Annotated in this window: 9 protein-coding genes; 7 read left to right on the top strand and 2 right to left on the bottom strand. The window is 67.9% G+C overall.

What is annotated here, in order from left to right; genetic code table 11:
- Positions 1 to 10: 10 nt before the first annotated feature.
- Positions 11 to 1,831: a hypothetical protein gene (locus O7627_RS14960; RefSeq protein WP_278098291.1), complete on the bottom strand. Its 1,821-nt coding sequence runs from the start codon at positions 1,829 to 1,831 to the stop codon at positions 11 to 13.
- 138 nt (positions 1,832 to 1,969) lie between these two features.
- Between O7627_RS14960 and O7627_RS14955 the strand changes: the two genes are divergently transcribed.
- Positions 1,970 to 2,548 carry a restriction endonuclease gene (locus O7627_RS14955; RefSeq protein WP_278094110.1) on the top strand — a complete coding sequence of 193 codons (579 nt, stop codon included), beginning with the start codon at positions 1,970 to 1,972 and terminating at the stop codon, positions 2,546 to 2,548.
- Positions 2,549 to 2,613: 65 nt separating this feature from the next.
- Here the strand turns inward: O7627_RS14955 and O7627_RS14950 are convergent, their stop codons facing one another.
- Positions 2,614 to 4,083, bottom strand: a complete 1,470-nt coding sequence (locus tag O7627_RS14950) for an arabinofuranosidase catalytic domain-containing protein (RefSeq protein ID WP_278094109.1) — start codon at positions 4,081 to 4,083, stop codon at positions 2,614 to 2,616.
- 602 nt (positions 4,084 to 4,685) lie between these two features.
- Between O7627_RS14950 and O7627_RS14945 the strand changes: the two genes are divergently transcribed.
- The 6 genes from O7627_RS14945 to O7627_RS14920 all read left to right on the top strand — a co-directional run bounded on the left by O7627_RS14945 (position 4,686) and on the right by O7627_RS14920 (position 11,395).
- Positions 4,686 to 5,537 carry an SAM-dependent methyltransferase gene (locus O7627_RS14945; RefSeq protein ID WP_278094108.1) on the top strand — a complete coding sequence of 284 codons (852 nt, stop codon included), beginning with the start codon at positions 4,686 to 4,688 and terminating at the stop codon, positions 5,535 to 5,537.
- A gap of 39 nt (positions 5,538 to 5,576) precedes the next feature.
- Positions 5,577 to 6,035 (top strand): nuclear transport factor 2 family protein, encoded by a 459-nt coding sequence (locus tag O7627_RS14940; protein ID WP_278094107.1) that lies wholly within the window; start codon positions 5,577 to 5,579, stop codon positions 6,033 to 6,035.
- 120 nt (positions 6,036 to 6,155) lie between these two features.
- Positions 6,156 to 7,496 (top strand): cytochrome P450, encoded by a 1,341-nt coding sequence (locus O7627_RS14935; protein WP_278094106.1) that lies wholly within the window; start codon positions 6,156 to 6,158, stop codon positions 7,494 to 7,496.
- Positions 7,493 to 8,476: a terpene synthase family protein gene (locus O7627_RS14930; RefSeq protein WP_278094105.1), complete on the top strand. Its 984-nt coding sequence runs from the start codon at positions 7,493 to 7,495 to the stop codon at positions 8,474 to 8,476. Before O7627_RS14935 ends, O7627_RS14930 begins: the two co-directional genes overlap by 4 nt.
- Positions 8,469 to 9,812, top strand: a complete 1,344-nt coding sequence (locus tag O7627_RS14925; protein WP_278094104.1) for a cytochrome P450 — start codon at positions 8,469 to 8,471, stop codon at positions 9,810 to 9,812. Before O7627_RS14930 ends, O7627_RS14925 begins: the two co-directional genes overlap by 8 nt.
- 206 nt (positions 9,813 to 10,018) lie before the next feature.
- Entirely contained in the window at positions 10,019 to 11,395 is a 1,377-nt protein-coding gene (locus tag O7627_RS14920; protein WP_278094103.1) for a prenyltransferase/squalene oxidase repeat-containing protein, read from the top strand.
- The last annotated feature ends 100 nt before the right edge of the window (positions 11,396 to 11,495 follow it).

Here is an 11,495-nt window from a genome sequence, read left to right as displayed (position 1 = left end):
TCATCGGCCGCTACCCTCGCGGGCTCAACCGCAGGACGCGGGCCGGCGTGTCGCCCTCCCGCCCGGTGGCCAGCAGCAGCGCACCGTCTGGCTGGGCCACCAGGTCGACCGGCTTACGCCAACCTTCGACCGTGTGGTGCACCTCAGCAAGCGGAGCGCCCGATTCAGTGTCCCAGACCTGGGTCTGCCGGCCGCCGGTCACGGCGACGGCCACGCGCAGGTCGGGCAGCACAGCCAGCGAGACATAGCCGTCACACGGCCCGGGCGCGGCGAACGTCCGCACCACTTCGCCGGTGTGGCCGTCCCAAATCCGCACCACACCACCTACGGCGGCCGCCACCCGCAACGAGCGGTCGGCGAGCGTTGCCACCGCCACCTGCGGCACCCGTATCCCCGACTCGGCGCGCTCGAAAACGAACTTGTGCATGACGGTGCCGGCGGTCGCGTCCCAGACGTACACGGTGCTGGAGTCGTGCCCGCCGTCGACGCCCGCGACAACACAGACGTGGCCGTCGGACCGGACGGCGGCGGCTATCGACCACACGATGTCGACGCTGGGTTTGCCGACCTCGAAGACGGCCCGGGTCTCCTCGGCTACCAGGTCCCACACCCGTACGGTCGCGTCGTCGCCGCCCGTGACCAGCCATGGTACGTCGCCAGGCGGAGCGGCCCAGGCGACGGCGTTGACCGGCCCGCGGTGCCCTGAAAGCACGGCGACCGGCTCGCTTTCCCTCGTGGTCCAGACGCGGGCCTCGCGGTCCTGCCCGCCGGTGGCTAGCACCACCTCGCCGTCGGCGAGCACGGTGAGCGCGACGGACAGGACCCGCTCGATGTGCCCGGAGACAGTGCAGATCCGATGGCCATTCCTGGTCCCCAGGACATGGGCCGCGGCGTCGTCGGCCGAGGCGAGCAGATACCGCCCGTCGGGCAGGGCGGCCAGGGCCAGGTCGTTGGGCGGTGGGTCGATCGCGTCTCGCCATATCTGCGGAGTGACGTCCTGGACATGCACCTCCTTCGGCCCCCAGCTCCTCGGCCCGGCCGTCATGCCGCGCACCGGGCGTGGCCCGTCGGCCGCCGGAGGCGTCCGCGGCCAGCTGATGCGCGGCGGCAGCAACCCCAGGTACTTCAGATCCGAGGTCTCGCCAATCTCCCCGGACGGCGAGATACTCAGGCCCTCCGGCTGCCTCGACCGGCGGCTGACCGGCACGTCGATGATGTCGCTCGACCGGTAGGGCAGCTCCTCATCGGCGTTCTTCCACACCTCGTGCTCGTACCGTGCGTCGGCCGCAGCGCGATCGCGGTAGTCGACCACCCGCCAGTCCACGCCCGTCTCGACGGCCACGGAGACCGCGTACCGCTGCGTCCCGTCGAGCGGGTCGCGATACTCGATCAGCTCGATGGTGCCACCGAGTAGTGCATGTGTTTCGGTGTTCCGTAGCGTTTCGCCCGCGTTCAGCGCCGCCAGGTAGGCATCCCAATGCTCGTCCCGGCGAGTGCCCCAGCAGGCGTGGAGGGTCTCGTCATCGTGGGTGTCGTAGAGGATCCGTGAGCCATCCGCGCGGCACAACAGACGAAACGGGTTGGAGTCCACATCGGTACGCTCCCAGCGGTCGTCGTGCTGCCTCATCAGCCCGCGAACCGCCTGCCAGGCGGCCGTCTTGTCGGCAAAGCGCCGGTCACCGAACCCTTGGTGACGCACATACCAGCCGCCGTTGACCGTACCGACCTGGATCCGCACCACCATTTCCACAGGACCATGCTCGCGCAGCTCCCACTGCGCGACGGCCCCGTGCACCTCGTTCTCGAGATCGATCATCGTGCCCCGGTCCATCTCCACGGGCCGCATCCTAGCCAGTCCACGCGACTGGCGTTTCCCACGAACGTGCCGATAACATTTCCGATCTGCGAGGGCGAGGCCGCAGCTTTGGCCGAGCGTCAGAAGCTGGGTGCCAGGTAAGGGAGCAACGTGATGAGTAAGAGTTCCTCGACTTCGCCCGCTGCGGCGAGCGAGGAAGATCATTGGCCGACGTTCGACATCACACCTAAGGCCTACGAGGAAGCAGTGACGGCGATCGCTAGGTCGATGAGCCTTGAACTGCTCGGCTGGGAGGTCAAGCACCTCGATCCACTCGAAGGCCTGGACGGAACCTACATCGTGGATGTCACGGCGCGTTTCCAACTGGCGGGCATGGACTTCCTCATCCTGTTCGAGTGCAAGCGCCACAAGGACCCCGTCAAACGGTCCGACGTCCAGGTGCTGCTCGCCAAGCTTCAGTCCACAGGTGCGCAAAAGGGTGTCGTGGTGGCCGCCACAGGTTTCCAACGTGGTGCCCTGGAGTTCGCGAAGGCCCACGGCATCGCTTGCGTCCGCCTGGTCGACAACGCGTGGACGTACGTCACCCGCGATACCACAGCCGCCACCCTGCCTGTCCCCACCGGAGCGTACTCCGGATACGCGATGACACTCGACGGCGACGGGGATTACGAATTCACCCTACTCGACGGGAGTCCCGGTATCACGCGGTCAACTTTCATCACCCCGGCTTAACCGGCCCCACGGGTGCCCCACGCGATGGCTCTCGCCAAGCGCATCGATCACCGCTTGGCGTTCGATCAGCTTCGCGGGGTCCATTGCTGGTTGGTGCCGCCGTTGCAGGCCCAGAGGATGAGTTTTGTGCCGTTCGCGGTCGCGGCACCGTTCGCGTCGAGGCAGAGCCCGGACTGCCCGCCGGTGATGGTGCCGTTGGGGTTGACGTGCCACTGCTGGTTGGTGCCGCCGTGGCAGTCCCAGATGATGGTCGGGGTACCGTTGCTGGTGCCCGATCCGCTCGCATCGAGGCATTTGTTGCCGTAGACCTGCAGCTGCCTGGCGGCGGTGTAGGTCCAGCGTTGGGCAGTGCTGTTGCTGATGCAGTCCCACAGTTGTACCTGGGTACCGTTGCCGGTGCTGGCGTTAGGCACGTCGACGCAGCGGCCGGACTGGCCGCCCACAAATTGGACGTTCTGCTGAGGATTGCCCCCGCCGGCCGGCGCGTACGCGGCGGCGTTGATGTTGGCTTGGACGGCGTTCTCAGTGGCGGCCGTGGGATAGCCGGAGGTCAGCACGCCCTCGAAGAAGGTGCCGCGACCGGTGATGCTGTTGTCGCCGCCGATGCCGAGCAGGATGGCCCCCTCCTTCTTCATAGGGTGGTATCCGGCGGGGCGCGGACCGTCGAAGTAGGTTGTCAGGCTGCCGGACTGCGCGTTGCCGCCCCGGATGGCCCAGTGGTTCGGCTCACCCTTCACCATGGCGGTGACGAACCGGTGGTTGATGGACGCGATGTTGTTGTAGCCCGCGTTCACCCCGGAGAAAAGCCCCCACTCGAGATCCGCCATGATCCACGGACCGTTGCCCGCTCCGTAGCCCCACTGCTTGTTTGCGCCGAAGTAGACGGTCTCCATGATGGCGCGCTCGTCGGCCAGGTTGTTCGTCTGCGCGTTGCCGTAGTCGAAGCAGCACCACTGGTTGTAGTGCGTGCCGTCGACGACCGCGTAGATCCCCTCCGGTTGGTCGCCGGTCGCGACGCCGTTGGTGTTGTTGTTGCGGTAGCCGGTGCCGGGCGCGATGTAAACGCCGTACGCCTTCTGGCCGCCGACGGTGACCGGTGCCGCCTTCGCGTCGGCGAGGTTGTCCCAGCCGCCGGGGGCGGGGCCGATGAAGTGACCGGGCGGCGCCTGCGTGAGGCGGTTGTTGCGGCCAGACTGGTCATAGATGACGGTGATGACGCAGTTGGCGTTGGCGCAGAACGAATCCTGAACGGCGGAGTTCGCGTAACCACCGACGCTCAGCACTCCGATATCCTGGGTTGCATTGTCCGAGGAGCGCCGGACCTGGTACAGGGGGCCGTTGTACGCGCCGTACAGCGCCCGCGTGGTGCTGTGCGCCGCCACGCAGGGCGTACCACCCGACGCGTAGATGTCACAGGGGCCCGACCCGGCCGCTATCGCCGCTGGCGCGGCGGAGATGACTCCGACTCCGGCACCCAGGAGGGTCAACGAGACCCCGGCGCCCACGAGACGGCGCACCCTTCTCTTCACGTTCATCCATCCCTCCGGCGGTCGAGTCCGGCGAACTCCGCGCCCAGTGACCCGCGCTGACGTGAGACGTCATACGTTAGATCACTGATAGGAGGACGTCAATCGAGCGAGCTTGTGAAGATCCAGTAGCGGCACGGCAACCTGCCCGAGTCAAGGAGTCCATACCAAGCTATGGAAAGAGGGCGCCCGCAAGTCTCTGACCTGCGGAAACCCTCTCGCCGTCGAACCGACGACCCCATATCGCCGACCGTAACTACCCTAACCTTGTCATTGACTGTCGAAATGGCCACTGAGCTGCACAGACACGGCAAGTGATGATCACTTATTGTCACTGATTGTCAACTTCAGGCGGGTTTTCGGGAGGTAGAAGAGGGCAGGCCTACCGCCCGTCGCCAGTTCCACCGCCTCGCTTCCCCAACGGGCGAGCGGTCGGCCCCCCGCGGTGATCGACCTGCTCGACGAGGTGTACCGCCAGCTGTCGCCGCCGAACCTGCACACCGCCTACAGCCACGTACAGCCGGCGCGAAGGTCACCGCCGCAAGCTGGTCCTCCCTGACCAAACGGGAGGCAGCACATGAATCCCGTCTCAGCTCCTGGACGTGAGAGTTATGAATCCCCCACCTCTGCCGGACGGCGTCGCGTGGACGGCCGTCCTGGTTGCCGCCCAGCGGGCCGCCGAGTCGCTGTCGGCCGCGCCCGCCTTCCGGGACCCGCTGGCCGAGGCGACCCTCGTCCACCTCGGACTCGCCCAACCCGGGCAGGCACCTCGCCTCCACGAGATGCCCGGCGAGATGGCGGGCCTGACCCGAATGATGGGCGACATGGTCACCGTGCGGACCCTACATCACGACCGGCTGTTGACCGCCCTACCCGTCGAACAGATCGTGCTGCTGGGCGCGGGGCTGGACGGTCGTGCGTATCGGCTGCCTTGGGCGGGGCGGCGCGTCTTCGAGCTGGACCGGCCCGCCATCCTGGCGCTGAAGAAGGACGTGGCCCGCGTCGCGGGCCTGGAGCCGACGGCCGAGCGTACGCCGGTTGCGATCGACCTGGCCCACGATTGGCCGGCCGCCTTGACCGCCGCGGGTTTCGACCCGTCCCGGCCGACCGGTTGGCTGGCCGAAGGGCTCACGATCTACCTGAACCGCGCCGAGCTCGACCTGATGCTGCGGCGGATCGGTGAACTCTCCGCGCCGGGCAGCCACCTCGGCATCGAGGTGGCCACGTCGCTGCGGGCAGGCCTCCACGATGAGGAAATCGCCAATGACGGCGTCGACCGCGTACTCGGCCTGTTCCGCAGCGGACCGCCGACCCCGCCGCACGACTGGCTGGCCGGTCACGGATGGCGCCTCGCGGAGCATACCTTCGCCGAGCTCGCCGACCAGCACGGGCGGCAGGTCCCCCGGTGGTTCGACCCGTCCCGCGGTGGAGCGACCGTCTGGTACTTCGACTGTGCCCGCTGAGCGTGGTCAGGCGTTCCGGCGGCATCCGGAGGAGTGGCAATGGATCGCTTGACGGATGAGGACCTCGTCCGGGACCTCGCCGACCGGATGGACGTAGCGGCCGTGGCCAATCGGTACGCTCTGGCGCTGGACAGCCGCGATTGGGCCGCGATCGGCCAGTTGTTCACCGACGACGCCCGCATCGAGGTCGCTGGCGTCGGGACCGGCGAGGGCCCGGACGGGATCACCGAGCTCGTCCGCGCCATACTCCAGCCCCTGGACGCCAGCCAGCACGTGAACGGCAACCATCTGGTCGCCGTACACGGTGATCAGGCGACACACTCCAGCTACACGATCGCCCAGCATGTGCGGCACGGCCTGCCCGACGGGGACCTGTGCCTGATCGGCGCCCGCTACGAGGACCGGTTGCTTCGCACCCCGGACGGCTGGCGGTTCACGAACAGGCACGTCACGGTCCTGTGGATGCAGGGCAACCCATCGGTTGTCGGCAGAAGCTAGTGGCCACCTGTTCCCCGCATCCCGTAGCAGTCGGCGCCCGTGCACAGGTTCATCAGGGAGGTAACCGTGGTGATGCAGAAGTCCGACGAAACGAGGCCGCGGTCACCAGCCGCAGGTCCGGTGTCTGCCCCGGGCGGATGGCCCGTTGTCGGGCACGCCCCCGCCCTGCTGACCCGACGCCTGGAATTCCTGTCCTCCCTCGCGGCGGTCAGTGAGGTGGTACGGATCCGGCTCGGGCCGGTACCCGCCTATGTGGTCACCCACCCGGCACTCGTTCGACGGCTGCTTGTGCCGGGGGACCAGCACTACGATCGCGGGCTGCTGATGGAGAAGGCGGGCACCTGGTTCGGCGACTCCCTTCTCACCTCATACGGCGAGTCCCACCAACGCCAACGAAGGGCGCTGCGATCGGCCTTCACCAACCAGCACATCGCCGCGCATGTCAGGCGTGTCCGTGACGAGACCGAGAAGGTGGTCGACTCATGGACGCCGGGCCGAGCGTTCGCCCTCGACGAGCACATGAACGACCTCGCGTTGACCAGCGCTGCCCGGAGCCTGTTCTCAACCGGTCTCACCAACGACAAGCTGGCGAGCATCCGGCACAACATGCCGGTGCTGTTCCGGGGCGTGCTGGCCCGCACGGCGATGCCGAACGGATGGGACCGGCTGCCCACGCCCGGGAACATCCGCTTCCGCACGTCCATGCGAGCGATGGATGCCCTGGTGAACGACATCATCACCGCCCGTCGCGCGGAGGACCGAGGGCCGACGGCCCCCGACGACCTACTCACCTCGCTCCTCGCCGTCCGGGACGACAACGGTGACGCGCTGTCGGTCCGGGCGATCCGCGACCAGGTGATGACCCTGCTCGTGGCCGGCAGTGAGACCACTGGTGCTGTGCTGGCCTGGGCGCTGTACGAGATCTTCCGCAACCCGCGGATCGAGGACACCGTCCGCCGGGAACTTGACGAGGTGCTCGGAAACCAGGAGCTCACACTCGAGCGCCTGTCGTCGCTGACCTACCTCGAGAGGGTGATCAGCGAGACTCTGCGCCGCTACCCCGTTCCCTTCATCATGCGCCGGACGATACGACCGGTCCGGCTGGGCGAGGTCGACCTGCCGGCGCACGCCGAGATCGTTTTCAGCCCGTACATCCTGCACCACGACCGCCGCTGGTTCCCGCAGCCGCGGCAGTTCGACCCCGACCGCTGGTTACCCGGCAGGGCGGATTCGTCGGCCAAGGACGCGTACATCCCGTTCGGCGCGGGAGCGCACGTCTGCATCGGAAAGAGGATGGCCCTCGCCGCGGTCGCGACCAGCCTCGCCGTGATCTGCTTCCGCCAACGGCTGGAACCGGCCGTGGACCGACCGATCCGCGAAGTGGCGACGGGGACCGTACACCCGGACCGGATGCCGATGATCCCCCGGCCGCTGTCATCGGCGCACGAGGGGACGGCATGACGGTAACCAGCGGTCTACCGCGCCTGGAGCTGACCTTCGACAACGGTCGATACCCCTCGGAGGATCTCGTCCGAGCCCGAGCCCGCACGATCTACAGCCGGTTGGAAGCCCACGGACTGACAAGCGTCGTACCGGGCGAGGACGTCATGGTGGACCTGATCTGCCGGATTTCGCCCCAGGCCTCTGCCGACAACATCTTTCCGGCCGCCGAGTGGGTGCTGTGGATCTTTCCGCTGGACGACCTCCTCGAGGATGTCTTCGCCGCCCGAGAGGTCGGCGACCTGACTTCCATCGGCTCGCCCGCCTTCGCCGACCCCGCGCTGGCGAGCGCGCTCCCCGAGGTCGTCGTCGCCGGGGTGCGGGAATGGTACGACGACGTCGTACGGCACATGAGCCACGGCTGGGTCGCCCAGTTCCGCCAGCATCTGGACAGCTTCGTGCTCCACGCGGTCCGGTACGCGGGCTCGTCGACGGCGGCCCGGGTGACCACCTTCGAGGAGTTCGTGCGCCTGCGCCGGGAGGAAGGGGCGGCCAAGCCAACCATCGATCTGATCGAGGTCGCCGCACGTGCCGACCTGCCGCGCGAGTTCCGCGACGCACCGCCGTGGCGAGAGCTCCGGGACATCTGCGCGGATGTGCTCACCTGGACGAACGACATCTACTCCTACCGCAAGGAGCGCAGCGAGGGCAGACACTTCAACCTCGTCGAGGTGCTCTCCCGGTGCCTGGACCTGTCGGAGGATGCGGCCAAGGCACGTGCAGTCGCGATGACCAACGACAAGGCTCAGGAGTTCATCGCCAGGGCGGCCGAGTTGAGTCGCGGCCCTGAGCTCGCGCGCCTCCCGGCGGACGTGCGAGCGGGCGTGCTCCGGTGCGTCAGGGGAATGGAGAGTTGGATGCAGGGCCAGTACGAGTGGTTCACGATCACCATGCCGGCTCGATACCACGTCGCAGCCATGGCTGAGGGCCACGATGTCTGACGCGGGGACGTCCACTTCCACAACGCACTCCCGGATTCCGGGTGCGCTGCCCGTGCTCGGCCACCTTCCGTGGCTGCGGTGGCGACCGCTGGAATTCGTGGAGCGGCAGCGAGCCTTGGGCGCGGTGACCAGCTTCACGCTGCGTCGCCACCCGGCGTACCTGGTCAACGAGCCGGACCTGGTGTGGCGGCTTCTCACCGAACTCTCCGGCGAGGTCGGACGTGGCCGGGACGGTGACAAGACCCGCGCCTTGACCGGCAATGGCCTGGGAAGCTCGGACGGCGACTTCCACCGACAGCAACGGCGGCTGATCCAGCCGGTGTTCCACCGTGAGCGGGTCGCGTCCTACGTTCCGGCTTTTCGGCGAGCGGCGGAGGTACAAGCCGCACGGTGGACCGAGGGGGAATCTGTCGACTTCGTCCAGCAGATGCTGGCCGTCGCCGCCACCGGCGTGCTCGCGACCCTGTTCGGTGTGCCGTCACCCGGGGCCATGGCGTACGAGGTGGCTGCCGCGCTGCCCACCTGCCTTGACATCGCCTCACGACGCGCGTTCGCCTCGATGAGGCTTCCGACCACGAGCGGCCGGCGGTATGCCGTCGCGCTTGGGAGCCTGCACGCGATCGCCGGCGCACTCGGCAGGCGTTTCCCCTCCCACGGATCCGTTGAGGCGCGCCCCTACTTCCTGAGCCAGCTCTGGGACGCCCAGGACCTGGGACTGCCGGGGTTGGACGACGAGCAGGTCCACGACGAGATCATGACGATGCTGGTGGCCGGGGTCGAGACGGTTGCGACCACGGTGTGTTGGACGTTCCACCTGTTGGACCGCCATCCCGACACCGCCGTACGCGTGGCGGACGAGATCGGGCACGTGCTGCGGGGGCGGCCGGTCGAAGCGGAGGACCTGACCCAACTGAGGTATCTGAACAGGGTCGTTCGGGAGGCCTTGCGGCTGTTCCCCCCGGTGTGGCTGGTGCGGCGACGGGCAGCGGTACCCCTGCACCTGGGCGGCCAGGAGGTCGGCGTCGGCGCGTCCGTGTACTTCAGTCCTTACGGCCTGCACCGGGATCCCCGCTGGTACACCGATCCCGAGCGTTTCGATCCCGACCGGTGGCTTCCGGACAGGCAGCGAGAGTTGCCGCGTGGCGCCTACCTGCCCTTCGGCGCAGGAATGCACCGGTGTGTCGGTGAGGCCTTCGGCGTGAGTGAGGTCATGACGATCCTAGCGAGCCTCATCGCACGCTGGCGAGTGCTGCCTGCTTCGGCCCGTGTCCGACCGAAGGCGGTTGTCACGCTACGGCCGGATCGGATGCCGGTCACCGTCCAACGCCGTCAATGAGTCGATCAATCCAGAACTGGTGAATCCCCTTCATGCGACCCTTGCACCGCCACAGCGATTCATGGCACTCCTCGTCCTTTCCCGGGTCGCTGGAGGGTGCGACAGCTCGGCTGACCGAGTACGTCACCACGCACATCGACTCCGAGGGAGCCGTACGGGCGCCGTGCCGCGGCCGGCCATTGGAGACCGCCCTTCTGGTACGCCTGATGCAACGCCTCGGGCTGCCGGCGACCAAGCAGATCACCTACCTGCGGTCTCTTCCGGCGGACTCCGATCCGTTCGACTCGGCCATCGCCCAGACTGCCCTCCGTCAGGGTGGGGGGCTCAGTGAGGAAGTCCGCTCCCGAATCATCGAGCGCTCCCCCACCTTCACCGGACCGCGCAAACGTGCGCTGGTTGACGGCGTAGTCACCGCCCTCGGCGGATCTGCCGAGCACGCTCCCAGTTCCTACCAGCACGTCCTGCAACGCAACGGTCTGCATTCCTGGGCACAGGTACAGGTGACGGCGTTGAAGGGCCTGCTCTGCGAGACGTTCGACGACGAGGACGTCCGCGTTCTGCTGGCCACCCAACGGCTCCCTGAAGTCTGGGAGGGCAACCTCCTCATCCACCTCTTCGCCCTGCACGCGCTACAGCGGCTCCCCGGTACGGAATCGGTCGTCGCGGACGGAGTCCGCAAAGCGCTACAGCACGTGCGGTCCGACGGGAGTGCTCCGTTCGTCACAGACACCGACACGTGGTGCACGGTGACCGCCGGCGTCGCACTCGCAGCCGCCGGCGCCCCGCAGCGGGTACTGGACCGGGTCGCCGACCGCCTGGTGCGTTGCCAGCAACCCGCGGGTGGATGGTCGTACACGGACGTCGCCTTGCAGACTGACGTGGACGACACCTCCGTCGCCCTGCAATTTCTCCGGACCCGCGGGAGCCGCTCCGCCGCGTGTGCGGTCAATCGCGGACTGGCCTCGCTGTCCGCGGTCAGGCACCCGCAGGGCGGCTTCCCTACGTACGTCCGCGGTTCCGCGCCCGAAGCGTGTATGACGGCCGCCGCACTCGACGCGTTCACGTTCGACATCCCGCAACACCAGGCGGTTCTCACCGACGGATTGCGATTCCTCGCGGATCAGCAGCTCGAAGACGGCACCTTCCCACCGGACTGGAGCAGCAGTCAACTCCACACCGTTTTTCGCGCGGTGCTGATGGCTTCGCGGATTCCGTGCCGGTTCCCCGGCCCGGCGAGGACTGTCGCGCAGCGGGCACTGCGTTTCGTGCGGGAGAGCCAGAACGCGGACGGTGGATGGGGACAGCGGGCAGGCGGTCCCAGCGACCCGATCAGCACCTCCTACGCCGTCATGGCCCTCTGCACGCAGAAGGATCCGCGACCGGCGTCCAAGGGGGTCCGATTCCTGCTGCGGCGACAACGCGGGGACGGCAGCATCCCGTCGGTCAGCGACTCCATCGGCCCGCGGCCGTTCACCTTCCACGTACCGCTGCTGGCGGACATCTTCGCGCTCATGGCCCTTGGTCATGTGAACAGCCGGATCAGGGCGCACACGGCGGCTGTGCGTCCCATACCGAGCTGCTGACCCCGGCTGCGCGACCCGAGCCGCATGGCGGCGGCCGGACACGTGACAGTGCTGCGGCTGGACGTACGCGACCAGTCCTCGGGCGACGCCTGGTGCGCAT

The organism is Solwaraspora sp. WMMD1047, assembly GCF_029626155.1.
Classification (GTDB): domain Bacteria; phylum Actinomycetota; class Actinomycetes; order Mycobacteriales; family Micromonosporaceae; genus WMMD1047.
The sequence above is the reverse complement of the archived record's forward strand: the minus strand, read 5'-3'. Positions and strand labels throughout refer to the sequence as shown.

Excerpts from the sequence above, each read along its gene's own strand:
- O7627_RS14960 (WP_278098291.1), bottom strand. The coding sequence starts at position 1,831 with ATGGACCGGGGCACGATGATCGATCTCGAGAACGAGGTGCACGGGGCC.
- O7627_RS14955 (WP_278094110.1), top strand. The coding sequence starts at position 1,970 with ATGAGTAAGAGTTCCTCGACTTCGCCCGCTGCGGCGAGCGAGGAAGAT.
- O7627_RS14950 (WP_278094109.1), bottom strand. The coding sequence starts at position 4,083 with ATGAACGTGAAGAGAAGGGTGCGCCGTCTCGTGGGCGCCGGGGTCTCG.
- O7627_RS14945 (WP_278094108.1), top strand. The coding sequence starts at position 4,686 with ATGAATCCCCCACCTCTGCCGGACGGCGTCGCGTGGACGGCCGTCCTG.
- O7627_RS14940 (WP_278094107.1), top strand. The coding sequence starts at position 5,577 with ATGGATCGCTTGACGGATGAGGACCTCGTCCGGGACCTCGCCGACCGG.
- O7627_RS14930 (WP_278094105.1), top strand. The coding sequence starts at position 7,493 with ATGACGGTAACCAGCGGTCTACCGCGCCTGGAGCTGACCTTCGACAAC.
- O7627_RS14925 (WP_278094104.1), top strand. The coding sequence starts at position 8,469 with ATGTCTGACGCGGGGACGTCCACTTCCACAACGCACTCCCGGATTCCG.
- O7627_RS14920 (WP_278094103.1), top strand. The coding sequence starts at position 10,019 with ATGCAACGCCTCGGGCTGCCGGCGACCAAGCAGATCACCTACCTGCGG.